Origin of the sequence: Allostella sp. (genome assembly GCF_041913585.1) — a bacterium.
In the GTDB taxonomy this organism is placed as follows: Bacteria; Pseudomonadota; Alphaproteobacteria; order ATCC43930; family Allostellaceae; genus Allostella.
Genome location: NZ_JAYSFE010000067.1, coordinates 1 through 26,434 on the forward strand (window position 1 = coordinate 1; position 26,434 = coordinate 26,434).

The window sequence follows — 26,434 nt, forward strand, 5'->3', positions numbered from 1 at the left end:
AGGACGAAGGGCAGCGCCGTTCGGCCCGCGGTCCGCACCTTGTCGGCGCCGCGGCGGGTCACGCCGACGACGCGCGCGTCGTAGTGGATGTGCGGCGCGAGCTCGGGGCTCCGCGCCAGGGGCTCGAGGTAGGAGGCGACGAGTTCGGCCCCGGTCGGGATGTGGTCGGCCGGCGGCGGCGCCCAGCCGCGGGCGCGCAGCAGGCGGCCCGCCTCCGGGTCGACGCAATATTCCCACGGCGTGAACATCCGCACATGGCCCCACTGGCGGATCGCGTGCCCGACCTGGGACCCGGCCTCGAAGACGATCGGGGTCAGGCCGCGCGCCAGCAGATGGGCGGCGGCGGCCAGGCCCACCGGGCCGGCGCCGACGACGGCGACGGGAAGATCGGACATGGTCATTGCGAGGCCTTCCTTGCGTTCGGGGATGTCGTCAGGGCGGGCAGGCAGGCGGCCGGGCCCTGGCCGCAGCAATTCTCGGTGAGGTATGCGAGGAGCCCGTTCATCGCCGCGTACTCGGCGACGTAGATCAGCGACCGCCCCTCGCGCCGGAAGGTGACGAGGCCGGCCTGACGGAGCTGGGTCAGGTGGAACGACAGCGTCGCCGAGGCGAGGCCCAGGCGCTCGCCGATCTGGCCCGCGGCCATGCCCTCGCCCCCGGCCTGGACGAGCCGCCGGAAGATATCGAGCCGCGTCTCCTGCGCGAGCGCACCGAGGGCGGCGATGACGTCCATCTTTTCCATATCTCTACAATTATGGAGATATGGAAAAGAGTCAAGCCCTCCCGGCGAACTTCAGCTCGCGACCGCCAGGACGATGCCCTCGTCGATCCAGCGCTGGCGCTTGCGGTAGATGGTGGAGGGGCTGATCTCGAGCAGTTCGGCGGCACGGGGAATGTTGCCGTCGCAGAGCTGGATCGCCCGCTCGATCGTCTCCCGCTCGACGTCGGCGAGCGGCCGGATCGATCCGACGTCCTCCGCCGAAGCGCCCGGCACGGCGGGCGGCACGGCCGCCATCGGCAGGGCCCGGCCGCCGGCCACCGCTCCCAGCGAATGCGGCAGCATCCCCGGCACCACCGTCTCGCCGTCGTTGAGGACGACGATGTTGCGGACGACGTTCTGGAGCTGGCGGACGTTGCCCGGCCAGTCGTAGCCGACGAGCATCGCCTCGACCTCGGGCGCGAAGCGGCGGAACTGCTTGCCCTCCTCCTTGGCGAACCGGGTCAGCATGTGGTTGGCGAGCAGCAGCACGTCCTCGCCGCGCTCGCGCAAGGGGGGCATGTGGATCGGCACGACATGCAGCCGGTAGAAGAGATCCTCGCGCAGGCGGCCGGCCTTGACCTCGGCCAGGGGGTCGCGGTTGGTCGCACAGACGAAGCGCAGGTCGGCCGTCTCCTCGTGATTGCCGCCGACGCGCACGAAGCTCGAGGTCTGCAGGAAGCGCAGCAGCTTGCTCTGCAGCGACAGGTCCATCTCGCACAGTTCGTCGAGGAAGAGCGTGCCGCCGCTGGCCCGGCTGGCGGCGCCGTCGCGGTCGGTGGTGGCGCCGGTGAAGGCGCCCTTCACATGGCCGAAGATCTCGCTCTCGATGAGCTCGCGGGAGATGGCGGCGCAGTTGAGCGCGACATAGGGCCCGGCCCGGCGCGGGCTCAGCTTGTGGATCGCGGCGGCGCACAGTTCCTTGCCGGTGCCGCTCTCGCCGGTGATGAAGACCGTGGCTCGGCTCGGCGCCGCGCTCTCGATGATGCGGTAGACCTGCTGCATCGGCAGCGAGGTGCCGATCAGCCCGGCCAGCCCCTGCCGGTCGTAGGTCTCGCGGTAGGTCTCGACCATCGACAGCAGCTTCTGGTGCGACAGCGCGTTGCGCAGCGTCACCCGCAGGCGGTCCGGGTCGAAGGGCTTCATCAGGAAGTCGTGGGCGCCGTTGCGCATCGCCTCGACCGCGGTGTTGATCGAGCCGTGCGCGGTGATGACGATGACCGAGCAGCCGTAGCCGTTGGCCGTCACCTCCTTCAGGATGTCCATGCCGGACATGTCCGGCAGGTTGAGGTCGAGCAGCACGACGGACGGGGCCTGGCTGCGGATGGCGCCGATGCCCTCCTGCCCCGTCGTCGCCACCGCGACGCGGACCGACTCCCGCCGGAGATACTCGACGTAGAGCGCCGCCAGCGACGGCGTGTCCTCGATGAGGAGGACCAGGGGACGGGCATCGGACATCGGCACGACCGCGATGGACAGTCCTGAAATCGGCTCGGCGCCCCAGCAACCTAGGCCGACGGCGGCGCCGGCGCCAGCACTGGCGCAGCCTGCGGCCCTGCGATAACGTCCGATTTGGCGCAGGTCGTCCCGGCGGTGCGCCGCTCCCGGGCAAGTCGAGGTGAACGGCGGATTTACAATCGCCATCGCCGGCGCTATTGGCTCGGCCGTTCCACCTCCCGGCGGCGGACACCGCGCCGCCCATCAGGGTCCGCCATGCTCGACTACGGCCTCGTCCAGTTGATCCTCGGCGCAACCTCGGGGCTGGCCGGCCTCGCCTTCCTAGCCGCCGGCGCCGGCGCGCCGATCCGTCTGGTCGGCAGCGGCCTGGTCCTGATCGGCGCCGTCTGCGCCTGGGACGCCCTGGTCACGACCGGCCACGGCAGTACCCTCGGCGGGCCGCGCCTGGAAGCGTTCCAGGCCAAGCCCGGCGATCGGGAGATTGGTCCCGCCCCGGGTGACGAGATCGGCGACGACGGCCCCGCAGATCGGCCCGAGCTGGAAGCCGTGGCCCGAGTAGCCGAAGCTGTGGACGATCCCTTCGGCGGCAACCGAGCGGCCGAGTACTGGCACATGGTCGACGGTTTCCGCCTCGATCCCGCACCAGCTGCGCACCAGGCGTACGCCCTGCATCAGGGGGAATAGGGCGATCGCCGCTTCGGCGCTGCGGGCCAAGTTGGCGAAGCGGATCCGCGTCCGCTCGGTGGCTCGGTCGGCGATTCCCTGCTGGCCGCCGCCGATGACGAGCGTTCCGGCGTCGCTCTGCTTGAAGGAGAGCTTGCGCCCGACCGCCCCGATCACCGGGTCGAGGAAGTGCGGCATCCGCTCGGTCACCATCATCATCGAGGCGCGGACGCGCAGGTCGACGTGGTCGCCGACCATCGCCGCGATGTCGCCCGCCCAGGCGCCGGCGGCGTTGACCACCACCGGCGCGCGGTAGCGCCGGCCGCTCTCGGCGACGACGACCCAGTCGGCGCCGGCCCGCTCCAGCGCCGCCAGCCCCTCGCCCTCGCGGATGTCGACGCCCAGCGCCTTCGCCCGGCGGCCGAAGGCGAAGGTGGTGCGGTAGGGGTCGGCGGCGCCGTCGTCGCGCACGATGTGCCCGCCGACGCAGTGCGGCGCCGCGGCCGGCACGAGGCGGCGCAGCTCGTCGCGCTCGATCAGTTCCTCGTGTCGGAACCCCATGCCGCGCACCAGTTCGACGCGCCGCGCCACCTTCTCCAGCTCCGCCTCGGTCTCGGCGATGCGGATCTGACCGTGGGCGTGGAAGCCGCAATCGTCGCCGACCAGGTCCTCGATCCGCCGCCACAGCTCCATCCCGGCGACGGAGAGGCCGATCTCCGCCGGGTCGCGATTGAGCGTCCGGACGCCGCCCGCATTGATGCCCGACGAGTGCCGGCCGACATGGCGCCGCTCCAGCAGCACGACCCTCTGGCCGCGCTGGGCGAGATGGAGGGCCGACGAGCAGCCGTGCAGGCCACCGCCGACGACGACGACGTCGGCCTCGACGGTCACGCCGCCGGGTCCTCGCCGAGCGCCGCCAGTTCGCCCAGCGTGAGCGGCTTGAGCGGCGGGCGGATGCGGAAGAACCCGACCTCGCCGGGCGGCTTGCCGGTCGCGTCGGCGATGATGCCGGTGACGGTGAGGCCGCAGAAGCGGCCCTGGCACGGCCCCATGCCGCAGCGGATGAAGGACTTGGCCTGGTTCGGGCCGACCGCGCCGATCCGCACCGTCTCGCGCACCTGGCCGGCCGTCACCGACTCGCAGCGGCAGGCGATCACCGGATCCGCCGGGCAGGTCACCGCCGGGCGCGGGCGGTAGAGGGCGTCGAGGAACGCGCGGATCGGCAGGTGGCGGTCGAGTTCGCGGCGCAGCGGTCGCGCCCGCCGGTCGCGTTCGGCCGCGGTCAGGCGGCCGAGATCGGCCGCCGCCCCGAGCGCCACCAGGCGGCCGCGCACTTCGGCCGCCCGCGCCCCCTCGATGCCGCCGCAATCGCCGGCGACCAGGACGGCCGGGATGTCGCTGCGGCCCCATTCGTCGAGGCGCGGCCGGAAGCAGCCCTGGCGGTCGTCCCACTCGTGGGCACAGCCGATCGCCATCGTGACGTGGACGTTGGGGACGACCCCTTCGTGCAGCAGCAGCGTGTCGCAGAGCCGCTCGACCCAGGTGCCGCCGCTGCGGAAGCGGATGCGCTCGACCCGTCCCTCGCCCACCGCCTCGACGGCATCGGCAGGATGGACGGGAATGCCCGACCGGCGCAGTTCGCCGCGCAGCTTCAGCCCCTTGCGGACATAGGGCAGGTTGCGCAGCGCGCCGAGGAGGTGCGGCGCGGCGGCCATGGCGTTGCCCGCCGCCGTCGTGTCGACATAGCCGGCGATGCGGCCGCCGGCGGCGATCACCTGCGCCAGGTAGAGCAGCGGCAGCGGCCCGGCGCCGGCGACCCAGGTCTCGCCGTCCGGCACCATCCCCGATGCCTTCAGCAGGATCTGGCCGGCGCCGACCGTCATCACCCCGGGCAGCGTCCAGCCGGGGATCGGCACCGGCCGCTCGGTGGCGCCGATGGCGATCAGCGCCCGCCGGGCCGGGAACGAGACCGAGCGCTGGCCGTCGCTCGCCAGCACCTCGCCCGACTGCTCGACCTGCCAGACCTGGAGGCCCGGACGATAGGCGGCGCCGCTCGCCCGGAAGGCCGCGACGACGGAACGGCCGTGGGCATAGTCCGGTCCCAGCGCCGCCGCCGCCGGACCGGAGGCGGCACGCTCGACGGCGCGGTAGATCTGCCCGCCCGGCGCCGGCTGCTCGTCGACGACGACCGCCTTGAGCCCGAGGGCGGCCGCCTCGGTGGCCGCCGCCAGTCCCGCCGGCCCGGCGCCGACGACGACGAGGTCCCAGGCATCAGCCATCGGTGCGCTCCTCCAGGCCGGCGAGCGAGCGCGCGCCCGGCTGGCGCTCGATCCGCATTCCCTCGGCGACCGGCACCAGGCAGGCCTGGCGCGAGGCCACCCCGTCGATCACCATCAGGCACTCGTAGCAGACGCCCATCATGCAGAAGGGCGCGCGCGGCTCGCCCGTCACCGGCGAATTCCGGGTCGCGACCATCCCGGCGATGAGGGCGGCGGAGGCCGCCGTCTCGTGGGCGGCGACCCGCATCGGCCGGCCGTCGACGGTGACGGAGACCATGGGCTGGGCAGGGTCAGGCAGCTTTCGGAACATGGAACCGTCTCGGATGGAAGGAGGCGAGCGACTCGGGCAGGCGATGGGCGAGGAACGCCTCGGCCAGGTCGTTGGCGTGGACCGCCGCCAGCGTGTTGCCGGAATGGCAGATGGCGACGTAGGCGCCGGGATGGGTCTCGGACTCCTGGTAGACCGGGAAGCCGTCCGGCGACAGCACCCGGAGGCCGAGCCAGGAGCGGACGATCTTCAGCCGCGCCAGGTCGGGGATGACCCGGACCGCGCGCGACGCGATGTGGACGGCGTTGGCCGTCGTCGCCCGCGTCGTCAGGTCGGGTGCGGCCTCGTGGGTGGTGCCGATCATGATGGTGCCGTCGCGGGTCTGGCGGACGCCGCTCGCCGGGATCGGCAGGATCGGCGCCACCCGCTCGGTGACGACGAGCTGGCCGCGCTCGGGCACGATCGGCGCCTCGAGGCCGAGCGTCGCCGCCAGCTTCGTGGTGCCGTGGCCGGCGGCGATCACCACCTTGCCGGCGCGGAAGAGGCCGGCCGGCGTGTCGATGGCGAAGCCGGCGCCGTCACGGCGGATCGCGGTCGCCGGGGCATCGGGGCGGTAGGCGACGCCGCTCCGCTTCAGGGCGCCGTGCAGCGACTGCAGCAGGCGCAGCGGGTTGGAGACCCCGTCGTGCGGGCAGAAGGAGGCGCCCGTCACCTCCGGTCCGAAGCGGACGCCGGGATAGAGCGCCTCGACCTCGCGCCGCTCGATCATGCGCGTCTCGTAGACCCAGGGCTCGACCTGGTTGTGCATCCGCAGGATGGTGGTGCGGCGCTGCTCGAACTCGGCCTCGCCGAGGCAGAAGGCGATGCCGCCCTTCTGCTCGTGCTCGGGGTCGATGCCGGACAGGCCCTGGATCTCGGCCGCGAAGCCCGTCCACAGGTCGGCCGAGCGGCGCGTCCAGCGGCCATAGTCCGGCATGCCGTCGCCCTTGGACTGCAGCCAGACGAGGCCGAAATTGACCCGCGAGGAGCGCAGCGCCGCGTCGCCCTGGTCGAGGATCGCCACCCGGGCGCCCCGCTTGGCGAGTCCGAAGCCGATCGACGACCCGACGACGCCGCCGCCGACCACGACGAAATCGAAACTGCCCTCGGCCATCCCCATCCTCCGCCCGATCGCGCGACCGGTCATGCTACGCGGGCGCCCTGCCCCGGCGCCACCCGGCACGGGCGTCAGAGCCCGCGAATCTCCGCCACCCGGCGGCAGCGCACGAAGCGCCCCGGCGCCGCCTCCTCCATCGCCGGCACGCCGCCCTCGCGGCAGATCTCGGTCGCGTGCGGGCAGCGCGTGTTGAAGGGACAGCCGGGCGGCGGCGCCAGCGCGCTCGGGACGTCGCCCTGCAGGATGATGCGCGCGCGGCGCACGGTCGGGTCCGGCACCGGCGAGGCGGCGAGCAGGGCTTCCGTATAGGGGTGCAGCGGCCGCTCGTAGAGCTGTTCGGCGTCGGCCACCTCGACGACATGGCCGAGATACATGACCACCACCCGGTCCGAGATGTGCTCGACCACCGACAGGTCGTGGGCGATGAAGACGTAGGTCAGGCCGAAGCGGTCCTGCAGGTCCATCAAGAGGTTGACCACCTGGGCCTGGATCGAGACGTCGAGCGCCGAGACCGGTTCGTCGCAGACGATGAGCTTCGGCTTCAAGGCCAGCGCCCGGGCGATGCCGATGCGCTGCCGCTGGCCGCCCGAGAACTCGTGCGGATGGCGGTCGTAGTGCTCGGGCCGGAGGCCGACGAGCGCCAGCAGTTCCAGCGCCTGCTCGCGCCGCTCGGCCGGGCTGCCGATGCCGTGGATGCGGAAGGGCTCGGTCAGGGTCTGCCCGACCGTCCGGCGCGGATTGAGCGAGGAATAGGGGTCCTGGAAGACGACCTGCATCTCGCGCCGGAGCGCGCGCATGTCGCCCGTCCCGAGGCCGGCGATGTCGCGGCCCTCGAAGCGGATCTCGCCCGCCGTCGGCTCCTCCAGGCGCACGATCGTGCGGCCGAGCGTGGTCTTGCCGCAGCCGCTCTCGCCGACCAGCCCCAGCGTCTCGCCGCGCCGGACCGTGAGGTCGACGCCGTCGACCGCCTTGACCCAGCCGACGACCTGGCGCAGCAGGCCGCCCATCACCGGGTAATGCTTCTTCACCCCCTTCAGTTCGAGCAGCGGCTGGGCGCTCACGACGGGAGCCCCATCGCGGCCGCCGGATGCAGCCAGCAGCGCACCCGGTGGGCCGGATCGCCGCCCGCGGGCGGCGCCAGCGGCGGCTCGGCGGCGCGGCAGACGTCCATGACGGCGTGGCAGCGGTCGGCGAAGCGGCAGCCGGCGCGCTCGGCGGCCAGGTTGGGCACCGTGCCGGGGATGGTCGCCAGCCGCTCGCGCCGCTGCTGCCGCCGGTCGGGCCGCGGGATCGAGCCGAGCAGGCCGATCGTGTAGGGATGCAGCGGCCGGGCGAAGAGGGATTCGACCGTCGCCTCCTCGACCACCACGCCCGCGTACATGACGCAGACCCGCTGCGCCATCTCCGCGACCACGCCCATATTGTGGGTGATGAGGACGATGGCGGTGCCGACCTCCTCCTTGAGGCGGTTCATGAGGTCGAGGATCTGGGCCTGGATGGTGACGTCGAGCGCCGTCGTCGGCTCGTCGGCCAGCATCAGGCGCGGCCGGCAGGCGAGCGCGATGGCGATCATCACGCGCTGGCGCATGCCGCCCGAAAGCTGGTGGGGATAGGCGTGCGCCCGCCGCTCCGGCGAGGGAATCCCGACCGTTCGCAGCATCTCGACCGCCTGCGCCGCCGCCTCGCGGCGGCCGATCCGGCGGTGCTGCAGGATCACCTCGGCCACCTGGTAGCCGATCTCGAAGACCGGGTTCAGGCTCGACATCGGCTCCTGGAAGATCATCGAGACGACGTTGCCGCGGACGTCGCGCATCCGCTCCTCGGAGAGGCGGGCGAGGTCGCCGGTGCCGGCCAGTTCGATCCGCCCCTCGACGATGCGGCCGGCCGGTTCCGGCAGCAGCCCCATCACTGCCAGCGCCGTCATGCTCTTGCCGCAGCCGCTCTCGCCGACGATGCAGAGCGTCTCGCGCTCGGCGAGCGCGAAGGAGATCCCATCGACGGCGCGGACCACCCCCGCCGGCGTGAAGAGGTGCGCCTTCAGCCCCTCGACCGCGAGGACGGGGGAGCCGGCATTGGCCGCGCCCGTCACCCGCCGACCTCGCGGATCGCCGCCACCGCCGCGGCCAGCGCCCGGTCGGCCGCCGCCAGGCGCCCGCGCTCGGCCGCCAGCCACCCGGCCATGGCGTCGCGTTCGCCGGCCGCCTCCGTCAGCATCCGGTCGACCTCGGCCGGACCGATCGAGCCGGTGGTGATGCGGGTGGCGACGAAGCGGTCGGCGTCGAGGGCGTCGCGGACGGCCGCGTCATCCAGGTCCAGACCGCGGCCGATGGTCTCGGCCGCGGCGCGGTCGAGGAGCGCGCCCGTCGCCGCCTCCGGCCGGACCCCCTGCTCGAGGCAGGTGCGCACGAGCCGGCCGACGACATGGTGGCTCTGCCGGTAGGAGAGGCCGCGGTCGCGCACCAGCACGTCGGCGAGGTTGCTCGCCGTCGACCAGTTGGCCTGGGCCAGCTCGCGCATCCTTCCCTCGTGGACGATCAGCGTCGCGACCACCGCCTCGGCCAGTTCCAGCATGTCGCAGACGGTGTCGAAGGCGCGGTCGATCATCGACAGTTCGCGGATCGCCTGGTCGCCCGTGCCCTCGCCGCGGAAGGTCGCCAGCGCCTCCGCCGGCCATTGCGTGGCGCCGCCGGCCGCCTTCTTGATCGTCTCCAGGGCCGCCGGGTTCTTCTTCTGCGGGAAGATGCTGCTGGTGCCGCAGAAGGCGTCGTCGCTCTCGACGAGGCCGAACTCGTGGCTCGACCAGAGATGCAGGTCGCAGGCGAGGTCGTTGAGGTCGGCCATGACGAAGGCGAGCGCCGTCGCCGCCTCGGCGGCGTAGTAGGCCTCGCGCCCGAGCTTGCTGTTCTCGACGAGGCCGGAGAAGCCGAGCAGCGCCGTCGTCCGCTCGCGGTCGAGCGGCCAGGAGGTGCCGGACAGCCCGACCGTGCCGAGCGGGTTGCGGTTGACCCGCCGGTAGCTCTCGGTCAGGCGGTCGAAATCCTCGCGGAACTTGACGAAGAAGCTGTGCAGGTAGTGCCCGAAGACCCAGGGCTGGGCGTGCTGGAGATGGGTGTAGCCCGGCATCAGCGTCCGCCGGTGGCGGCCGGCCTGCGCCAGGAGCGTCGTCTCCAGCGCGAGCAGGCGCGCCATCGCGTCGAGCATCCGCCCGCGCTTGAAGAGCCGGCGCACGGTGGCGCCCTGGTCGATGCGGCTGCGGCCGGTATGCATGCGGCCGCCGACCGCCTCGCCCAGCCGCTCGGCGAGACGCGCCTCGACCTGCAGCAGCAGGCTGCCGCGATGGGCGTCGACGGCGAGGCCGGCCGGCCCCTCCGTCTCGATCTCGACGAGCACGTCGAGGATGGCCCGGCCGTGGGCGCGCGCCAGGATGCCCTGCTCGACCAGCATCGCCGTATGCGCCTTGTCGACCGCCAGGAATTGCCGGAAATGCCGCAGCTCCCGGCCGAGGCCAGGCGCCTGGGAGAGGCGCAGGAAGAGCTCCGCCGGCGGGCGGGCGAGCCGCGCCTCGGCCAGCATCAGGTCGGGGGCCGCGACCGACATCGGCGTCAGGCCGCGAGCCGGGCGGCCGCGGCGGCCAGCTCGGCATCGGCCGCGGCGAGGGCCGCGAGGCGGCGGTCGAGCAGCGCCCGCTGCTCGGCGAGGCCGCCGCGCAGGCGCTCGACCGCGGCGGCGACCGCCGCCGGCGCGGGCCCGCCCGGCACCCGCCGCTGCTGGACGTTGAAGGCCGGGTCGAGCGCCGCCTTCAGCTCCGCGGCGGTCAGCGCCAGCGGCTTGCCGGTGACCTGGACCGCCACCTCGTCGACCAGTTCGGCGGTGATCGCGTGGCTGCCGGCCAGCCGCCGGTCGGCCGCCTCGCGGGCGAGCGCGCCCACGACCTCGTGGGCGGTGCGGAAGCTGAGGCCGCGGTGCCGGACCATGGTGTCGGCGAGCTCGGTCAGGGTGCAGTAGTTGCGGCGCGCGTCGTCGAGCAGGGTCTCGGCGCGGAAGCGCAGGCCGCGCACCACCGCGTCGGCCAGCGCCAGCGTCGCCTCCATCTGGGCGGCCGCCTCCTTGAAGAGCGCGACGCTCTCGTTGCCGACCTCGCGGCCATGGGTGAAGGGCGCGGTCTTCTGCGCCGACAGCGAGGAGACGAGCGCCCCGATCTGGTGGGCGGCCTTGGCCTTCAGGTGCTCGATCGGGCTCGGGTTCTTCTTCTGCGGCATGATCGAGCTGGTGCCGGCGATGGCGTCGTCGATGTCGAGGAACCCGAACTCGAACGTGTACCAGACGTGCAGGTCGTGGCAGAGCCGGCTGACCGTGATCGCCGCCGTGGCGAAGGCGTAGATGAGGTCGGAGACGTAGTCGCGGGAGCCGACGGCATCGAGCGAGTTCTCGACGATGCCGTCGAAGCCGAGCAGGGCCGCGGTGCGGAAGCGGTCGATCGGGAAGCCGGTGGTGGCGAGCCCGCCGGCGCCGAGCGGCGACAGGTTGAGCGACCGGTAGGCGTCGAGGATGCGCCAGCTGTCGCGCTGGAGGGCCTGGGCGACGCCCGAGAGGTAGTGGCCGACGGTGATCGGCTGGCCCGGCTGCATGTGGGTGTAGCCGGTCATCACCGTGTCGAGGTTGCCGGCGGCGGCGTCGAGCAGCCGCCCCTGGAGGACGAGCGCCCGGCCCGCCATGTCGCAGGCGACGTCGCGCACCTTCATGCGCTGGACGGTGGCGTAGAGGTCGTTGCGGCTGCGGCCGGTATGCATCCGCCCGCCGATGTCGGCGCCGATGGCGGCGCTGAGCGCCGCCTCGACGTTGAAGTAGAGGTCCTCCTTGCCGGGATCGAGCGCGAGCGCCTCGACGCCTGCCTCCGCCAGCTTCGCCAGCCCGCCCAGGATGCGGCCGCCGACGTCGGCGGGCAGGATGTCCTGCTCCACCAGCATGACGGTGTGGGCCTGGTTGATGCGGCTCATGATCGGAAAGATCGTCTTCGCCTCGTCGAAGAGACGCGGCGCGATCATGTAGGCGACGATCTCTTCGGCGGGGGCGGACTTCAGGCGCTCGCGCATGACGGGCTCGCTTACTTCTTGAACTGGACGCGGTTGAGGATCGGCACCTCGTAGGCGAACATCTCGAGCCCCTCGACCTTGGGGTTGAGGCCGATGATCTGGACCTGGTTGAAGAGGACGAGCCACGCCGCATCCTCCGACCAGAAGATGCGCTGCACCTCCTGGTAGTCCTTGATGCGCGCGGCGTAGTCCATGTTGGTCGCGGCCCGCTGCATGAGCTGGTCGACCTTGGGATTGGAGTAGCCGGTGAGGTTCGAGGGATCGCCCGAGACCACCTTGCGGCGCAGCCGCCAGTCGGCGTCCGGGATCGAGGTCCCGAGCATCCACATGCTGGCGTTGTTGGTGCCCTTGCCGGTGCCGCCCGGGTCGGCGCGGTAGAGCTCGCGCTGGTAGCTCGCCCACTCCCAGACCCGGAACTCGGTCTGGAAGCCGATGGCGTTGAGCCAGCCCTGCACGGCTTCGGAGACCTGGCGGTCCTTGGCGTAGCGGCCGTTCGGCGTCCACAGCACGACCTTGCCGTCGAAGCCGTTGGGCAGCGCCTCCTTCACGAGCCGCTTGGCGAGCTCGGGATCGTAGGCGTAGGGCTCGAGCGGGACGCGGCCCTGGACGCCCTCGGGGAAGAGCCCGTCCGGGACGCCGCCATAGCCGCCCAGGATCTTCTCGACGATCGCCTTGCGGTCGATGGCGTGGTTCACCGCCTTGCGGACGCGGACGTCGTTGAAGGGCGGCTTGGTCAGGTTGAGCTCGAAGAAGATCTGGAACGAGCTCGGGATCACCTCGATGCGGACGCGCGGGTTGCGCTTCAGCCGGTCGGCCGCCTCGGGCGGGATGTTGGTGACGATGTCGGCATTGCCCGACTCGAGCTCGACGACGCGGGCGCCGGCTTCCGGCACGGGGCGGAAGTGGAACTTCTGCACCAGGGGCTTCGTCCCCCAGTAGCCGTCGTTGCGCTTCAGCTCGATCTGCTGGTTCGGGATCCATTCCTCGAAGACGAAGGGTCCGGTGCCGACCGGCTTGCGGAAGGAATCACGCCCGGCCTTCTGCACCGCGGCCGGGCTCATCATCATCGCCTGCGAGCCGGCCAGGACCTCGAGCAGGGTCGGCATCGGCGCCTTGGTGCGGATGGTCAGGGTCTGCGGGTCGGGCGCCTCGATGCGCTCGATCGGGGCGAAGAGCGAGCGGTTGGGCGAGCCCGTCTTGGGGTCCATCGCCCGTTCCAGGCTGAACTTCGCGGCCGCCGAGTCGAAGGGGCTGCCATCGTGGAAGCGGACGCCCTGGCGCAGCTTGAAGGTCCAGAGCAGGTCGCCCTCCGAGCGCTCCCACGAGAGCGCCAGCGCCGGCACGATCTCGCTCAGCTTGGTGTCCTTCCAGCGGACCAGCGGATCGAAGATGTGGTCGGTCAGGATCTGCGCCGGCCGCGAGCGCTGGATCTGGGGATCGAGCGTGTCGGCGTCGGTGCCCTCGACCCAGCGCAGCGTCTGCGCCGCCGCTCCGGCGGACAGCGATCCGGCCAGCGCCAAGGCGACGGCCAGCCTGCGGAAGCTCGTTGTCATCGGTCTGCTCCTTCCCTGCTCGTTGGTCACCGGCTCTTGCGCACGCGCGGGTCGGCGAAGTCGCGCAGCGCGTCGCCCAGCACGTTGAGCCCGAGGATCACCGCGAAGAGCGCGAGGCCCGGGGCGAAGACGACGTGCGGGGTCGAGGTGATGTGGGCCCGGGCGTTGGCGATCATGGCGCCCCATTCCGGCGTCGGCGGCTGCGGCCCGAGGCCGAGGAAGCTGAGCCCCGACGCGATCAGGATGGCGTCGGCCAGCGAGATCGTGCCCTGGATGATCATCAGCGACACGGTGTTCGGCAGGATGTGGCCGAAGAGGATGGTGCCGTCGCGGGCGCCGAGCGAACGCGCCGCCAGCACGAACTCGCGCTGCTTCAGGGTCAGCACCGGGGCGCGGAAGAGGCGCGCATAGACCGGGATGGAGGAGATGCCGATCGCCAGCGTCAGGCTGACCACCCCGGTCCCGAGGACGGTGATGAGCATGATCGCCAGGAGGATGCGCGGGAAGGCGATGAGGAAGTCCATCGACCGCATCACCAGTTCCGCCACCCGGCCCTCGTAATAGCCGCAGGCGGCGCCGATGCAGACCCCGGCCGCAAGCGCGAAGCCGACGCTGACGACGGCGACGCCGAGCGAGATGCGGGCGCCCCAGACGAGACGCGCCAGCAGGTCGCGGCCGAGTTCGTCGGCGCCGAGCGGGAACTCGGCCGACGGCAGCGCCAGGGCGTGCTGCAGTTCGACCTTGGTCGCCGCCCCCCAGTCGGCGAAGAGCGGCGCGCCGACGGCGACGACGACGAAGGCGGCGACGATGAGCGCCGCCACCGCCGCGGCGAGGTTGCGGGTGCGCCAGAGATAGCCGAGGAAGGCCCCCATCGCCCGCCCCTCAGCCGTAGGTGATGCGCGGGTCGAGCACGCCGTAGAGGACGTCGACCGCGAGATTGACCAGGACGACCGAGACCGCGAAGACGAGGATCGTGCCCTGCACGACGTAGATGTCGCGCTGCACGATCGCCTCGATCATGATCCGGCCGAGGCCGGGCCAGGCGAAGATCGTCTCGACGATGACGGCGCCGCCGAGCAGCCGCCCGAAATAGATGCCGAGCACGGTGACGAGCGGGATCGCCGCGTTCACCAGGGCGTGGCGGTAGATCACGGTCGAGCGCGCCAGCCCCTTGGCGCGGGCGGTGCGGATATAGTCTTCCGACAGCACGTCCAGCATGTTGGACCGCGTCAGGCGGGCATAGGTCGCGACGTAGGGCAGGCCCAGCGTCACCGCCGGCATGACGAGGTGGGCCCAGGTGCCGCGGCCGGTCGGCGGCAGCCAGTAGAGGGTGGCCGAGAAGATCACCATCAGGATCAGGCCGAGGAAGAAGCCCGGCATCGAGATGCCGAAGACGGCGAACGCGGTGATGGTGTTGTCGAGCCAGCTTCCCGGGCGCAGCGCCGAGAGGATGCCGATCGGGACGCCGAGCAGGAGCGCGATCGCCATCGCCGCGGCGGCGAGCTCGACGGTCGCCGGCAGCGTCCGCCGGATCTCGTCGAGCACCGGCCGGCGGGTGCGGAACGAGGTTCCGAGGTCGCCCTGGACGAGGTTGCCGAGGTAGATCGCGTATTGCTCGTGGATCGGCCGGTCGAGCCCGAAATTGGCCCGGATCTGCACCACGTCCTCCTCGCTGGCGTCGGGCCCGGCGGCCATCCGCGCCGGGTCGCCCGGGATCGAGTAGAGGACCAGGAAGACCGCCACCGACACTGCCAGCAGCATCGGCACCAGGATCAGCAGGCGGCGGACGACATAGTTCAGCATCGGCCTTCCCGAGGCGGCGGCGGAGGCCCCCGATCGGGCCGGCCGCGCCGTCCGTCATTGAGCGGGCTTCGCGACCCTGCTTTCAAGGCATATGCGTTTGGGGCACCATGACCGGATGTTATCGGCCTGCCCGCGATGAACTCGCTGCACCCGCGCCAGGTGGAGGCGTTCCGCGCCGTCATGACCACCGGCAGCATGACCGCGGCCGCCGAGACCCTGGCGATCTCCCAGCCCGCCGTCAGCCGGCTCGTCCGCGACCTCGAGCATGCCTTGCGGATGCCGCTCTTCGAGCGCGTCGGCAGCCACCTCGCGCCGACGCCGGAGGCGGTGCTGCTGCACCACGAGATCCAGCGCTACTTCGTCGGCCTCGACCGCATCGCCGAGGCCGCCCGCGCGATCCGCGCCGGCAAGGCGGGCGGCCTCCGGGTCGCCGCCATCACCGCCTTCAGCATCGGGCTCTTGAACGCCGCCATCGAGCGCTTCGTGCGCGACCGCGGCGAGGTCGCGATCTCGGTCCACAACGACAACTCGGCCAACATCGAGGCGATGGCCCGCCTCGACCAGATCGACATCGGTCTCGTCAACACGGTGCACGACCATCCGGCCGTCCGCATCCAGTCCTTCCCGGTGCTGCCGGCGGTCTGCGTCGTGCCGGCCGGCCATCGGCTGGCCGACCTCGCGGCCGTGCACCCGCACGACCTCGCCGGCGAGAAGGTGATCGGGCTCGGGCCGTCGAGCCCGATCCGGCTGCGGCTGGAGGCGATGCTGCTGGCCGAGGGCATTCCCTACGAACGCCCGTTCGAGACCTCGCTGTCGGCCAGCGTCTGCGCACTGGTCGCACGCGGCTTCGGCGTCGCCGTCGTCGATCCCTACACGGTGCCGTTCCTGCGCGAGCCCGGCCTCGTCACGCGGCCCTTCCAGCCTTCGATCCCGACCCACTTCTCGATCGTCTACCCGTCCCACCGGCCGCCGGCCAAGGTGGTGCAGGAGTTCGCCGCCCTCCTCCTCGCCATGGCGCACGAACTGGGCCGCGGCTGACGACCCGAAGCCGCCTCAGTCGCCGCCCAGCAGGTCGAGGTCGCCGCCCGGACCGAGGTCGAAGAGGCCCAGTTGCGGCAGGCTCGTCAGGCCCGGATAGTCGGCGATCTTGATGGCGCCGCCGGTCGAGGACATGTCGAAGGTGAACCAGGTCTGGACGTGCCCGTCGAGGAAGGTGAAGAAGCCGGGCTTGGCGGTGTCCGCCTGGGTTGCCGACAGGAACGCGTCGAAGGTGTCGATCGTGTAGGCTTGGTCGTCGGCGATGAGCCAGTTGGTCGCGGACGAGGTGCCCGACAGCCCGTCGCCGCGGTAGCCGACGACGGCTTCGAGGCCGAACGCGTCGGTGACCCGGATGCCGTCGACGCCCGGACGGTAGCCCTCGAACTCCAGGCTGCCGTCGCCGAGATAGGCGTCGTCGAGCACGACGCGGACCTGCCCGGGCCCGACCTGCACCCAGGCGAACCCGGCGCCGACATGGACGTCGCCGCCGCTGCCGGCGAAGACCGTGTCGTCCCCGCCGCCGAGGAACCAGGTCTCGCGGTCGCTTCCGGCATAGCCCGTGAGGTCGAGCACGTCGTCGCCGCCGCCGAGATGGACGATCTGGAACGCCTGGAGGCCGCCGGGCCCGTGGATGTGCAGCACGTCGTCGCCGTCGCCGGTCTCCAGGAGGTGGCGATGACCGACGCCCGGCTCGACCTCCCACAGGTCGCGGTCGGGGCCGCCGCGGAGCGACAGGTATCCCAGGACGTCGGCGGCGTGGACGTGGCTGTCGCCGTCGCCGGTCTCGAGATAGAGCGATCCCTGGTGCGCCCGCAGGTCCAGCCCGTCGAATCCGGCGCCGCCATGGACCTGCCAGTTGCCCGCCGTGCCGTCGAACTCGAAGGCGTCGTCGCCCTTGTCCCCGAAGACGTGCTTGTCCCCCACCGAGCCGGAGAACTCGAACCAGTCGTCGCCCCCTCCGCCATAGAGCGTGTCGTCGCCGTCGGCGGCGAGGAACCGGTCGTTGCCGAGACCGCCGAAGAGCACGTCGTTGCCCATGCCGGCATGGAGCAGGTCGTTGCCGAGGTCGCCGAACAGCAGGTCGTTCCCGGTGTCGCCGTAGACCTGGTCGTCGCCCTGGCCGCCATAGATCGAATCGCCGCCGTCGCCGCCGCGGCCGACATCGTCGCCGCGGTTGAGCAGGAGGCGATCGTCGCCGGCCCCGGCGTCGGCCGTGTCGTTGCCGTCGCGCAGGAAGAGGAAGTCGGCGGCGGCCGCGAGTGCCGAGAAGTCGAATGCGTTGGCCTGGTCGTCCGCGGTTCCGGACGCCGACCCGTCCCCGACCACGAGCAGCGAGCCGTCCTCGAACCGGACGTTGCGCCCCGACAGGTCGGGGAAGGTGCCGATGCTCGTCGGCACCACGTTCGGGATGTAGGCATAGGTCCGGCCAGCCGGCGCGATCTCGCTGCCGTCGGGGTTGCGGACCTTGACCAGCGCCACGTCGGCGCCGGCGGCATAGACGTCGAACTGCTGGGCGGACAGCCCGCCGCCGATCCGCAGGCTGGTGGAGAGCGGGTCGAAGAACGCATCGGCCGGCAAGCCCAGGCCGGTCGAGAAGTCGATGCTGCCGGTCCCGTCCCAGGCGTAGCTGCTCGTTTCCATGGCCGCTTCCCCCCCTTGGCATCGCTTGCCCGATCCGCCGGCATGGCGCATGGACGATGGCGAAAGCTTCCGGAACGTCGGTCGCGAATTGGAACTGCGTTACTCGCCCAATCTATGCCGGTGTCCTGATCTCGTCGAGTCGTCGATTTCGGCGGGTCTTGCGCTGCTCCCGGCCAAGGCTTCCAGGACTTCCGGAACCTCGCTGCGGAACGGCAGCACGCGCGTGCCGGCGCTCTCCAGGACTTCGGCGAGGCGCGTCCGCCAGGGACTGTCGGCGAGGAGCGCGACATCGATCCGGTCGTGCCCGATCCCATGGGCGACGAGCAGCGACTGCGGCATGACGAGAACCGCCGCATCCGCCTCGGGCGATTCCAGGATCAGTTCGACCGCCCAGCGGGCGCCATGCTCGCGCGGGATGCGCAGGCGGCCGCCGGCGAGCGCGACCCCCGCCGGATCGGCGACGGCGACGGTCCAGCCGAAGCGGGCCTCGAGCGCGGCGGCCAGTTCGCCCGCACGGGCCCGGGCCGGCCCCTCGTCGCCCGGCGCCACCGCGTAGAGAACGAAGGGCAGCGGCCGCCGGCGCTCGGGCGGGTGGATGCGGTCGATCATCCGGCCCGGCACGTCGACCCCGCGCTTGCGGCCGGTGACCGCGATATTGTCGATGCCGGGCCCGGCATTGACCTCGCAGACGCCGGCCGGCCCCTCGGTCCAGGGGCGGGCGATGTCCGCCAGGCGGATGTCGATGCCGGCGATGTCGAGCTCCAGCAGCCGGGCGATGCGCACGGCGAGCGTGGCATTTTCGGGATGCACCGCGTCGCTGACGTCGCGGTAGGTGCCGCCGTACTTGCGGAAGGGCAGCGGGTTGACCAGGACCCGCCGCCCCGCCTCGGGCACCCGGTCGAGCCCCAGCCCCTGCCAGGCGAGGCAGCGCTCGACGATCGGCAGGAGCACGATCGGCCCCGACCAGGCGTCGGCCGGATCGACCTGGGCCGGGTCGGCGTTGGCGCGCCGGATCAGTTCGGCGACGGTCGCACGGCCGTCGCCGAGCACGGACGGCGCCTCGCGCTCGTGGACGCCGCAGACCCCGTCCGCCGCGACCAGGATGCGGAACTCCCGCCCGGCGATCCATTTCTCGACGACGACCCCGCCGCCGCCCTTGTCCTGCGCGGCGGCGAAGGCCTCGGCAACCTGGTCGTCCGCATAGACGACGGCGACGCCCTGGTTCCAGCGCCCGTCGCGCGGCTTCACCACCGCCGGATAGCCGTGCTCCGCGGCGGCGCGCTCGGCCTCGGCCGGCGTCTGGACGATGCGATGGCGCGGCACCGGCACCCCCTGCTGGGCGAGACGCAGGTTGGTCAGCGACTTGTCGTTGGAGATGCGGACGGCGATATGGCCGGTTTCGCCGGTGACGGTGGTGAGGAGCCGCTTCTGCCGCCGTCCCTCGCCGAGCTGGATGCAGTCGGGATAGTAGGAAAGGCGCTTCCAGCGCACGCCGAGGCGGCGACAGGTGGCGATGATCTCCCCCTGCTCCACGTCGGGACGCCAGCCGGTCCAGCCGCGTGCCAGCGCCGAAAGACGTGCCGCCAGCGCCGCGTCGATCGCATCGCCGTCCGCCGCCCCGCCGGCCGCGGCGACGAGGCCGGCCGCCATGCGCAGCGCCGCCTCGGCCGTATCGGAATGGTCGAGCGGCACCACGACGTCCCACGGCCCGGCCATTGCCGGCCGCAGGCGCACCCCCCGGGAGTCCGGCGCCCCGCAGCGCGCGAGCGCGGCATCGGCGATCCCGCGCACCAGGCTGACCACGTCGTCCGCCGCCGGCATCGCCAGCGCCTGCCGGGCGAGGTGCGCGGCGACGCGGCCCGCCAGTTCGATCGGCACGGGCGGCGGCGTCCGCGTCTCCGGCCCCGAGGCGAGCCGGGCGACCGCGACCGGCTGGTCGGCGAAGACGTTGAGACCCCAGAGGAACCGGATGCCGGCCAGGCGCACCGGGGGCGGCCCGGCGTCGGGTCGCTCCCCGACGCCGGCCTCCGGGTCGGCGGTCACCCCTGGGCGGTGGCCGCCACCTTGCGGACGGCGCGCGGCTTCACCGGCGGCCGCGCCGCGGCACGCTCGGCGAGCGCCGCGCGGATCGCCGGCAGCATCGCCGACGCCTGGGCCTTCTGCCCGGCCGTGCCGGACTGTTCGAGCCGCTCGGCATTCAGGCTGAGGATGCGCAGTTCCTCGTCCGGAAGGTGCGGCAGGCGCGCGAGCAGGCGCGTCCGTGCCTCTGCGGCCTTCGCGTCCTGCGCGGCCTTTGCCTTGGCGGCTTCCTTCGCCGCCTTGGCCTCGGTGGTATGCCGTCCGTCTGCCATGGCGTCCACCTCTCCCGTATGGGTTGCCGCCAGGGGTGGCAGGGCAACCGATCAGTTGCGATCGGCGAAGCCCGAAACGGGCCCGGGACCGATCGGCGTGCATATCATATCGTGCCTCCGCATCGAATGACACCGCCGCGATGGGCCGGGCCCCGCCCGGTCAGGCGTCCGGGGGCTCCGTCGGGTGGCGCAGCCGCACGTCGCCGAGCGCCCGCGGCTCGGCCGCCAGCGGCCGCGTCAGCAGCGCGCGCATCGCCTCGTCGACCGACACGTCGCCGTCGAGAACCGCCTGCACGGCCTCGCAGATCGGCATGGCGATGGCGAGCCGACGGGCGAGATCGGTCACCGAGCGGGCGTTCGCCACCCCCTCGACGACGGCCGCCTTGCCGGCGAGGGCCGCCGCGGCGGTCTGGCCGGCGCCGAGCGCGCGTCCGAAGGAGAAATTGCGCGACTGCTCGCTGGAGCAGGTGAGCGTGAGGTCGCCGAGGCCGGAGAGGCCGCTCACCGTCTCCCACTGGCCGCCGAGCGCCTCGGCCAGCCGCTTCATCTCGGCGAGGCCGCGGGCGATCAGCGCCGCCCGCGGGTTCGCGCCGAAGCCGCGGCCGGCGGCGATGCCGCAGGCGATCGCCAGCACGTTCTTGACCGCGCCGCCGACCTCGACCCCGACCGGGTCGTCGGAGAGGTAGGGGCGGAAGGTCTCGGTCCCCAGCGTCACCGCGACCCGCGCGGCCAGCGAATCCGCGGTGCGGCCGGCATCGGCCGACGCGACGGTGACGGCCGTCGGCTGGCCGGCGGCGGCCTCGCCCGCGAAACTCGGCCCGGACAGCACCGCCTGCGGCCGACCCGGCATCTCGGCCGCCGCCACCTCGGTCATCAGGGCGCCGGTGCCCGCCTCGATCCCCTTGCTGCAGACGAGGACCGGGACGTCCGGCGGCAGCAGCGGCGCGACCGCGCGGGCGACGGCGCGGAGATACTGGGAGGGCACGACGAGCAGCGCCAGGCCGCAGCCGGCCAGCGCCGCCGCCAGGTCGCTGGTGACCGTCACCTCCGGCGGGATCGCATGGTCCGGCAGGAAGGGGCTGTGGCGGGATCGGGCGGCGGCGGCGGCGGCCTCCGGCTCCCGCACCCAGAGGGCGACCCGGCGACCCGCGCGGGCGGCAATGAGGGCGAGCGCCGTTCCCCAGGCGCCGCCGCCGACGACCGCCACCCGCGCAAAGGGGGCGGGGGCCGGGTTCGTGCCTGCATCCGACATCGGGCTCGGGCCTCCGGCTCGGGGGTGAATGGATCAGCAGGTGGCTAGCCGACGACGGCCGTCGCCGTCTACCGCAGGCCCCTCACCCCTCCAGTTCCTCGCGCAGCATCTCGAGCCGCAGCCACTCCTCCTCGGCCGCCGCGAGCTCGGCCTGGGCGGTGCCGATGCCGGCGGTGGCGGCGTCGAAGTGCGCCCGGTCGCGGGCATAGAGGCCGGGATCGGCCAGCGCCTGCTGGTGGCGGGCGATCGCCGCCTCCAGTTCGGCGATGCGCCGGGGCAGCGTCTCCAGCGCCCGCCGCTCGGCGAAGCCGAGGCGGGCCTTGCGCGCCTTCGGCTCGGCCGGCTCCGCCTTCGCGGCCGGCCGCGGCCTCGCGGCCCGGTCGGGCTTGCGCGCCTCGACGCCGCTGCCGCGCTGGGCGACCATGTCCGAATAGCCGCCGGCATACTCGGTCCACTGCCCCGGCCCGTCATAGGCGACCACCGAGGTCGCGACCCGGTCGAGGAAGTCGCGGTCGTGGCTGACCAGCAGCACCGTGCCGGGATAGTCGCCCAGCATCTCCTGCAGCAGGTCGAGCGTCTCCAGGTCGAGGTCGTTGGTCGGCTCGTCGAGCACCAGCAGGTTGGACGGCAGGGCAAGGGCGCGGGCCAGCAGCAGCCGCCCGCGCTCGCCGCCCGAGAGTGCCGCCACCGGCGTCCGCGCCTGCTCCGGCCGGAAGAGGAAATCCTGCATGTAGCCGGCATAGTGCCGCGCCCGTCCGCCGACGGTGACGGTGTCGCTGCCGCCGCCGGTCAGCGCGTCCTTCAGGCTCGTCGCCGGGTCGAGCGCCTGCCGTCGCTGGTCGAGCGTCACCATCTGGACGTTGGCGCCGAGGCGGACGGTCCCGGAGTCGGGCGCCAGCGCGCCGGTCAGCAGCGACAGCAGCGTCGTCTTGCCGGCGCCGTTCGGCCCGACGATCGCCAGCCGGTCGCCGCGGCGCAGCTTGAGCGACAGGTTGCGGACGATGACGCGCTCGCCGAACGCCTTGGAGACGCCCTCCATCTCGGCCACCAGCCGGCCCGAGGTCTCGCCCTCGGAGAGGGTCATCCGGACGTCGCCCGTGGCCCGCCGCTGCTCGCGCCGCTCGGTGCGCAGCGCCATCAGGGCCCGCAGCCGGCCCTGGTTGCGCTTGCGCCGGGCGGTGACGCCGTAGCGCAGCCAGTCCTGCTCGGCGACGATCTTGCGGTCGAGCTTGTGGCGCTCGGTCTCCTCCTCCTCCAGCACCCGGTCGCGCCATTCCTCGAAGGCGGAGAAGCCCTGCTCCAGCCGCCGGGTCACGCCGCGGTCGAGCCAGAGCGTCGCGCGCGACAGCGACTGGAGGAAGCGCCGGTCGTGGCTGATGAGGACGATGGCCGAGCGCAGTCCGGCCAGTTCCTGTTCCAGCCACTCGATCGCCGGCAGGTCGAGATGGTTGGTGGGCTCGTCGAGCAGCAGCACGTCGGGCTCGGGCGCCAGCACGCGCGCCAGGGCCGCCCGCCGGGCCTCCCCGCCCGACAGGCGCGCCGGATCCTCGCGGCCGGTCAGGCCGAGCGCCTCCAGCAGCAGGCGGGCGCGGTGGCGGTCGCCGTCCGGCGCGATGTCGCCCTCGGCATAGGCCAGCGTCGTCGCATGGCCGGCGAGATCCGGCTCCTGCGGCAGGTAGCGGATGACCGCGCCCTGGTGGACGACCCGGGTGCCGCGGTCGGCCTCGATCAGCCCCGCCGCGACCTTGAGCAGCGTCGACTTGCCGGAGCCGTTGCGGCCGACGAGACAGAGCCGCTCGCTCTCGGCGACCGTCAGCTCGGCCCCCTCGATCAGCGGCTGGCCGCCGAACGAGAGATGAATGTCCTGGAGAACGAGGAGCGGAGCGGCCATGGATTCCCGTGCAGCCCGCCGGAGGGCGGCGGGCCGCCCGGGTTAAACCACGGCCGCGCCCGGATCAACCGAAGCGTCGGGCGAGGACGTGGTCGAGCGACCACGGCCCCGGGCCGCGGGCGGCCACCAGGAGGAGGCAGGCGGCCCAGACGCCGTGGGTCGGCCACGCTCCGGGATAGACGAAGACCTGGATGACGGCGGTCATCGCCAGGAGGCCGAGGGCCGCGAAGCGGCTGGCGAGGCCGAGCACCAGCAGGATCGGCAGGACATGCTCGGCGATGGTCGCGGCCCACGCCGCCACCACCGGGTCGACCAGCGGCAGCGCATATTCCTCCTGGAAGAGGAAGATCGCGCTTTCGGAGACGGCCCAGCCCTCGACCTTGGTCCGGCCCGACTGCCAGAAGACGGCCGCGGGAAAGACCCGGGCCGCGGCGGCGAGCACGGCGTGCGGAATGCGGTCGAGGGCCCGCACCGCCGCCCGGATCGCGAGAGCGGCTGTCGACGGAGGCATGGATCGGTCGCTCATCGGTTCCTCGCGGGCGGGGGACGGGCGGTGATCGCCACCGCCCGGGCTTCGATCAGGAAGGACAGGACCGCGGCCGGGTCGCACGCCACCTCGGCCCGGGCGGCGGCCATGGCCGCCGCCTTCAGGCCCCCGCCGCGCCGGGCGGCGGCGAGAACGGCAGCCACGGCGGGGCCGGCGCGCAGCACCGGCACGCGGTCGCCGCAGCGCAGGACGAGCGCCCATTCCGGCGACCAGTCCTTGATGGCGGCCGGTGGCCGGAGGCCCGCGTTCATCTCCCAGACGGTCACCACCGGGAAGGACGAGCGGACGAGCTCGGGCGCGCCGCAGAGCCGGAGCCGGGCGTCGGCGACCGACCGTGGCGGCCCCTCCGCCCCGGCATCGCCGGCATCGTCGGCGGCATGCCAGGCGCGGGTCCGCGCCGCCTCGATCCTGGCGACATCGGCGAGATAGGGCACCGCGCCGGCCGGCGGAAAGCCGGCGACGAAGTCGGGCAGGCGGTCGCCGAAGGTGGCGAGCACCGGATCGGCGGGCGGATGGGCCCGCACGTAGACGGTCGCCATCGCATCGAAGAAGTCCCGCCCGACGATCGCCGCAACCGCGGGAAAGCGCCCGTGCAGGCACTCGACCAGGCCCGACAGGACGTTGTTGCGATGGACGGCGAAGCGCCGGCCGGGATCGACACCGTCGGGGACGCGGATGCCGGGCGGCACCGCCGCGTCCGGGTCGAGCAGGGCCTGGGCGAACCTGCGGGCCCAGGCGGCCGACGCCGGTTTCGCCGTCATGCCGCGCGCTGCCGTGCCGGAACGGCCGCGGCGGCCAGCATGACGGCGGCGCGACCGGCCTCGGAGCGCAGTTCCGCCCAGTCCGGCACCTCGCGATCCCGCTCGATCAGGGTGGGGACCGGGCCGAACCGCCCGAGGGCCGCGCGGTAGAGGCTCCACACCGCTTCGGCGACCGGCGCTCCGTGCGTGTCGACGAGCAGCGGGCGCCCGTCCGCCTCCCTGGTCTCGGTGTGCCCGGCCAGATGGATTTCCCCGACCCGGCCGGGTGGCAGGCGGTCGAGATAGGCGAGCGCGTCGAAATCGAGATTGCCGGCGGAGACGAAGAGATTGTTGACGTCGAGCAGGATGCCGCAACCGGTCCGCTCCGCCAGTTCCGCAAGGAACCCGGCCTCGTCCATCCGGCTGTCGGCGAAGCCCAGGTAGGAGGCGGGGTTCTCGACCAGGATCGGGCGGCCGAGGCGCGCCTGCACCTCGTCGACGCGGTCGGCGACGCGCCGCAGCGTCGCCCGCGTGTAGGGCGCCGGCAGCAGGTCGCCGAGATAGGTGCCGTCGAGGCCCGACCAGGCGAGATGTTCGGAGACCAGCGCCGGGCCGTGGCGCCGGCAGAGGTCGGCCAGCCGGTCGAGGTGGCGGCGGCAGGGCCGGCCGGCGCCGGCCAGCGACAGCCCGACGCCGTGGATCGACAGCGGAAAGCGGCCCGCGAGCCGCCGCAGCATGGCCTGCGGTGGCCCGCCGGCGCCCATGTAGTTCTCGGCATGCACCTCGAGGAAGCCGACCGGCTCCGGATCGTCCAGGGCGGACGCCAGGTGCTGCGGCTTGAAGGCGATGCCGGCGGACGTGGCGCCGAGCGGCAGCGGCATCGCCGTCACGCCGGGCGCTTGATCTCCTTCAGCGAGCCCGGGCCATGGGGCGTCTGCATGGTGACGCAGGTGCCCTTGGGGACGAGCTTCCAGGCGTTGCCCTGATAGTCGACCCTGGAGGTGCCGGCGCAGGTGGTCCCCGGCCCCGCCGCGCAGTCGTTCTCGCCCTTGAGGGCGACGCCGTAGCACTTCTCCTTCGTGGCGTTCTGCGCGGCGGCCGGTGCGACGGTGCCGGCCACGAGGCCGGCCAGCGATCCTGCGAGGGCGAGGGCGACTTGACGACGATTCATCGGCGACGATCCTTCCGGTTGCGGGCCGATCCGTCGGCCCTCGAGGACAGGTTCGCGCCGGTGGCGGAGGTCGTTACCCGCTCACGGATTCGTGTGGGTGCCATACCGGCCGGGTGCCGGGACGCGGCTCGACGTAACATCGGGCCCGGAGGAAGCGTATGGAGGTTGGACGGCTGGGCGTGGACGACCGCGAAAGCCAGTGGGCGGCATGGATGCGGGCGGCCGACGACGGCGACGAGGCGGCCTACCGCCGGCTGCTGGAGGCGTTGGCGCCGGCGGTGCGCGCCGTGGTGCTGCGGGCGCTGGGCCGTGCCGGCGGCGGCACGGCGGATGCCGAGGCCGTGGGGATCGCCCAGCTCGTCCGCAGTGACGATCCACGGGCGACCTGGGACCGGTCGGCTCCGATCGGGCCCTGGATCAACGCGATCGCGCGCTACAAGACGGTCGATGCGCTGCGGCGCCGCGGGCGCCGGGCGGAACAGCCGATCGATGCGGTCGCCGAGGCGCTGCCGGCGGCCCCGGCCGCGGATGGGCTGGCGCGCCGGGATGCCGAGCGGGCCCTGGCGGTCCTCGAAGGCCGGACCCACCAGGTCGTGCGCGCGATCTCGCTCGACGGGGCGGGAATCGGCGAGACCGCCCGCCGTCTCGGGATCTCCGAGGGGGCGGTGCGGGTGGCGCTGCATCGGGGCCTGAAGGCGCTCGCACGCCGCTTCGCGGGAGGAGGGGAATGAGGACCGACGACCTGATCCGGGCGCTCGCCGCCGACCGCACGC

General features: G+C 73.0%; 25 protein-coding genes. 2 read left to right on the forward strand and 23 right to left on the reverse strand.

Annotated elements, in window-relative coordinates; all coding sequences use genetic code 11:
- The 14 genes from ACE3Q3_RS13890 to nikB form a co-directional block, all read right to left on the reverse strand.
- A partial coding sequence (locus ACE3Q3_RS13890) for an FAD-dependent oxidoreductase (protein ID WP_374446990.1) occupies positions 1-395 on the reverse strand: 395 nt, incomplete at its 3' end.
- 2 nt (positions 396-397) lie between these two features.
- The gene (locus tag ACE3Q3_RS13895) at positions 398-742 is read right to left on the reverse strand and encodes an ArsR/SmtB family transcription factor (protein ID WP_374446992.1); all 345 of its coding nucleotides are present in this window, start codon (positions 740-742) and stop codon (positions 398-400) included.
- A 51-nt stretch (positions 743-793) separates the two neighbouring features.
- Positions 794-2,215: a sigma-54-dependent transcriptional regulator gene (locus ACE3Q3_RS13900; RefSeq protein ID WP_374446994.1), complete on the reverse strand. Its 1,422-nt coding sequence runs from the start codon at positions 2,213-2,215 to the stop codon at positions 794-796.
- A gap of 321 nt (positions 2,216-2,536) precedes the next feature.
- A complete protein-coding gene (locus tag ACE3Q3_RS13905; RefSeq protein WP_374446996.1) occupies positions 2,537-3,769 on the reverse strand; it encodes an NAD(P)/FAD-dependent oxidoreductase in 1,233 nt (410 codons plus the stop codon).
- Positions 3,766-5,157, reverse strand: a complete 1,392-nt coding sequence (locus ACE3Q3_RS13910; protein WP_374446998.1) for an NAD(P)/FAD-dependent oxidoreductase — start codon at positions 5,155-5,157, stop codon at positions 3,766-3,768. Before ACE3Q3_RS13910 ends, ACE3Q3_RS13905 begins: the two co-directional genes overlap by 4 nt.
- Complete coding sequence (locus tag ACE3Q3_RS13915) at positions 5,150-5,467, reverse strand: (2Fe-2S)-binding protein (protein WP_374447000.1); 318 nt, start codon at positions 5,465-5,467, stop codon at positions 5,150-5,152. The genes ACE3Q3_RS13910 and ACE3Q3_RS13915 overlap by 8 nt, the downstream gene beginning before the upstream one ends.
- Positions 5,448-6,578, reverse strand: coding sequence for an NAD(P)/FAD-dependent oxidoreductase (locus ACE3Q3_RS13920; RefSeq protein ID WP_374447002.1), 1,131 nt, complete (start codon positions 6,576-6,578; stop codon positions 5,448-5,450). The genes ACE3Q3_RS13915 and ACE3Q3_RS13920 overlap by 20 nt, the downstream gene beginning before the upstream one ends.
- Positions 6,579-6,652: 74 nt before the next feature.
- The gene (locus ACE3Q3_RS13925) at positions 6,653-7,642 is read right to left on the reverse strand and encodes an ABC transporter ATP-binding protein (protein ID WP_374447004.1); all 990 of its coding nucleotides are present in this window, start codon (positions 7,640-7,642) and stop codon (positions 6,653-6,655) included.
- Positions 7,639-8,670 (reverse strand): ABC transporter ATP-binding protein, encoded by a 1,032-nt coding sequence (locus ACE3Q3_RS13930; protein ID WP_374447006.1) that lies wholly within the window; start codon positions 8,668-8,670, stop codon positions 7,639-7,641. The genes ACE3Q3_RS13925 and ACE3Q3_RS13930 overlap by 4 nt, the downstream gene beginning before the upstream one ends.
- Positions 8,667-10,178, reverse strand: a complete 1,512-nt coding sequence (gene argH, locus ACE3Q3_RS13935; protein WP_374447009.1) for an argininosuccinate lyase — start codon at positions 10,176-10,178, stop codon at positions 8,667-8,669. The genes ACE3Q3_RS13930 and argH (ACE3Q3_RS13935) overlap by 4 nt, the downstream gene beginning before the upstream one ends.
- 5 nt (positions 10,179-10,183) lie before the next feature.
- The gene (gene argH, locus ACE3Q3_RS13940; protein WP_374447010.1) at positions 10,184-11,674 is read right to left on the reverse strand and encodes an argininosuccinate lyase; all 1,491 of its coding nucleotides are present in this window, start codon (positions 11,672-11,674) and stop codon (positions 10,184-10,186) included.
- Positions 11,675-11,685: 11 nt separating this feature from the next.
- Positions 11,686-13,227, reverse strand: coding sequence for an ABC transporter substrate-binding protein (locus ACE3Q3_RS13945; RefSeq protein ID WP_374447012.1), 1,542 nt, complete (start codon positions 13,225-13,227; stop codon positions 11,686-11,688).
- A gap of 26 nt (positions 13,228-13,253) precedes the next feature.
- On the reverse strand, positions 13,254-14,099 hold the full coding sequence (locus ACE3Q3_RS13950; protein ID WP_374447014.1) for an ABC transporter permease: 846 nt from the start codon (positions 14,097-14,099) through the stop codon (positions 13,254-13,256).
- 10 nt (positions 14,100-14,109) lie between these two features.
- Positions 14,110-15,030, reverse strand: coding sequence for a nickel ABC transporter permease (gene nikB / locus ACE3Q3_RS13955; protein ID WP_374447016.1), 921 nt, complete (start codon positions 15,028-15,030; stop codon positions 14,110-14,112).
- 135 nt (positions 15,031-15,165) lie between these two features.
- On the opposite strand from nikB, the gene ACE3Q3_RS13960 reads away from it, so the two are divergent.
- Entirely contained in the window at positions 15,166-16,068 is a 903-nt protein-coding gene (locus tag ACE3Q3_RS13960; RefSeq protein WP_374447018.1) for a LysR family transcriptional regulator, read from the forward strand.
- 15 nt (positions 16,069-16,083) lie between these two features.
- Here ACE3Q3_RS13960 and ACE3Q3_RS13965 read toward each other — a convergent pair whose 3' ends face one another.
- The 9 genes from ACE3Q3_RS13965 to ACE3Q3_RS14005 form a co-directional block, all read right to left on the reverse strand.
- Positions 16,084-17,709, reverse strand: a complete 1,626-nt coding sequence (locus tag ACE3Q3_RS13965; protein ID WP_374447019.1) for a calcium-binding protein — start codon at positions 17,707-17,709, stop codon at positions 16,084-16,086.
- 99 nt (positions 17,710-17,808) lie between these two features.
- The gene (locus tag ACE3Q3_RS13970; protein ID WP_374447020.1) at positions 17,809-19,752 is read right to left on the reverse strand and encodes a hypothetical protein; all 1,944 of its coding nucleotides are present in this window, start codon (positions 19,750-19,752) and stop codon (positions 17,809-17,811) included.
- Positions 19,749-20,060, reverse strand: coding sequence for a hypothetical protein (locus ACE3Q3_RS13975; protein WP_374447022.1), 312 nt, complete (start codon positions 20,058-20,060; stop codon positions 19,749-19,751). Before ACE3Q3_RS13975 ends, ACE3Q3_RS13970 begins: the two co-directional genes overlap by 4 nt.
- A 160-nt stretch (positions 20,061-20,220) precedes the next feature.
- Positions 20,221-21,312: an NAD(P)H-dependent glycerol-3-phosphate dehydrogenase gene (locus ACE3Q3_RS13980; RefSeq protein ID WP_374447023.1), complete on the reverse strand. Its 1,092-nt coding sequence runs from the start codon at positions 21,310-21,312 to the stop codon at positions 20,221-20,223.
- A gap of 82 nt (positions 21,313-21,394) precedes the next feature.
- Positions 21,395-23,203 carry an ABC-F family ATP-binding cassette domain-containing protein gene (locus ACE3Q3_RS13985; RefSeq protein WP_374447025.1) on the reverse strand — a complete coding sequence of 603 codons (1,809 nt, stop codon included), beginning with the start codon at positions 23,201-23,203 and terminating at the stop codon, positions 21,395-21,397.
- A gap of 64 nt (positions 23,204-23,267) precedes the next feature.
- Entirely contained in the window at positions 23,268-23,714 is a 447-nt protein-coding gene (locus ACE3Q3_RS13990) for a DoxX family protein (RefSeq protein ID WP_374447027.1), read from the reverse strand.
- A gap of 11 nt (positions 23,715-23,725) precedes the next feature.
- On the reverse strand, positions 23,726-24,511 hold the full coding sequence (locus ACE3Q3_RS13995; protein WP_374447028.1) for a putative DNA-binding domain-containing protein: 786 nt from the start codon (positions 24,509-24,511) through the stop codon (positions 23,726-23,728).
- Entirely contained in the window at positions 24,508-25,371 is an 864-nt protein-coding gene (locus tag ACE3Q3_RS14000; RefSeq protein WP_374447033.1) for a DUF692 domain-containing protein, read from the reverse strand. Before ACE3Q3_RS14000 ends, ACE3Q3_RS13995 begins: the two co-directional genes overlap by 4 nt.
- A 5-nt stretch (positions 25,372-25,376) precedes the next feature.
- On the reverse strand, positions 25,377-25,661 hold the full coding sequence (locus ACE3Q3_RS14005) for a DUF2282 domain-containing protein (protein ID WP_374447030.1): 285 nt from the start codon (positions 25,659-25,661) through the stop codon (positions 25,377-25,379).
- 179 nt (positions 25,662-25,840) lie between these two features.
- On the opposite strand from ACE3Q3_RS14005, the gene ACE3Q3_RS14010 reads away from it, so the two are divergent.
- A complete protein-coding gene (locus ACE3Q3_RS14010) occupies positions 25,841-26,392 on the forward strand; it encodes a sigma factor-like helix-turn-helix DNA-binding protein (RefSeq protein ID WP_374447031.1) in 552 nt (183 codons plus the stop codon).
- The last annotated feature ends 42 nt before the right edge of the window (positions 26,393-26,434 follow it).

Excerpts from the sequence above, each read along its gene's own strand:
- argH (WP_374447009.1), bottom strand. The coding sequence starts at position 10,178 with ATGTCGGTCGCGGCCCCCGACCTGATGCTGGCCGAGGCGCGGCTCGCC.
- ACE3Q3_RS13990 (WP_374447027.1), bottom strand. The coding sequence starts at position 23,714 with ATGCCTCCGTCGACAGCCGCTCTCGCGATCCGGGCGGCGGTGCGGGCC.
- nikB (WP_374447016.1), bottom strand. The coding sequence starts at position 15,030 with ATGCTGAACTATGTCGTCCGCCGCCTGCTGATCCTGGTGCCGATGCTG.
- ACE3Q3_RS13995 (WP_374447028.1), bottom strand. The coding sequence starts at position 24,511 with ATGACGGCGAAACCGGCGTCGGCCGCCTGGGCCCGCAGGTTCGCCCAG.
- ACE3Q3_RS13960 (WP_374447018.1), top strand. The coding sequence starts at position 15,166 with ATGAACTCGCTGCACCCGCGCCAGGTGGAGGCGTTCCGCGCCGTCATG.
- ACE3Q3_RS13920 (WP_374447002.1), bottom strand. The coding sequence starts at position 6,578 with ATGGCCGAGGGCAGTTTCGATTTCGTCGTGGTCGGCGGCGGCGTCGTC.
- ACE3Q3_RS14005 (WP_374447030.1), bottom strand. The coding sequence starts at position 25,661 with ATGAATCGTCGTCAAGTCGCCCTCGCCCTCGCAGGATCGCTGGCCGGC.
- ACE3Q3_RS13985 (WP_374447025.1), bottom strand. The coding sequence starts at position 23,203 with ATGGCCGCTCCGCTCCTCGTTCTCCAGGACATTCATCTCTCGTTCGGC.
- argH (WP_374447010.1), bottom strand. The coding sequence starts at position 11,674 with ATGCGCGAGCGCCTGAAGTCCGCCCCCGCCGAAGAGATCGTCGCCTAC.
- ACE3Q3_RS13915 (WP_374447000.1), bottom strand. The coding sequence starts at position 5,467 with ATGTTCCGAAAGCTGCCTGACCCTGCCCAGCCCATGGTCTCCGTCACC.
- ACE3Q3_RS13965 (WP_374447019.1), bottom strand. The coding sequence starts at position 17,709 with ATGGAAACGAGCAGCTACGCCTGGGACGGGACCGGCAGCATCGACTTC.
- ACE3Q3_RS14000 (WP_374447033.1), bottom strand. The coding sequence starts at position 25,371 with ATGCCGCTGCCGCTCGGCGCCACGTCCGCCGGCATCGCCTTCAAGCCG.
- ACE3Q3_RS13900 (WP_374446994.1), bottom strand. The coding sequence starts at position 2,215 with ATGTCCGATGCCCGTCCCCTGGTCCTCCTCATCGAGGACACGCCGTCG.
- ACE3Q3_RS13945 (WP_374447012.1), bottom strand. The coding sequence starts at position 13,227 with ATGACAACGAGCTTCCGCAGGCTGGCCGTCGCCTTGGCGCTGGCCGGA.
- ACE3Q3_RS13950 (WP_374447014.1), bottom strand. The coding sequence starts at position 14,099 with ATGGGGGCCTTCCTCGGCTATCTCTGGCGCACCCGCAACCTCGCCGCG.
- ACE3Q3_RS13980 (WP_374447023.1), bottom strand. The coding sequence starts at position 21,312 with ATGTCGGATGCAGGCACGAACCCGGCCCCCGCCCCCTTTGCGCGGGTG.
- ACE3Q3_RS13895 (WP_374446992.1), bottom strand. The coding sequence starts at position 742 with ATGGAAAAGATGGACGTCATCGCCGCCCTCGGTGCGCTCGCGCAGGAG.
- ACE3Q3_RS13975 (WP_374447022.1), bottom strand. The coding sequence starts at position 20,060 with ATGGCAGACGGACGGCATACCACCGAGGCCAAGGCGGCGAAGGAAGCC.
- ACE3Q3_RS13910 (WP_374446998.1), bottom strand. The coding sequence starts at position 5,157 with ATGGCTGATGCCTGGGACCTCGTCGTCGTCGGCGCCGGGCCGGCGGGA.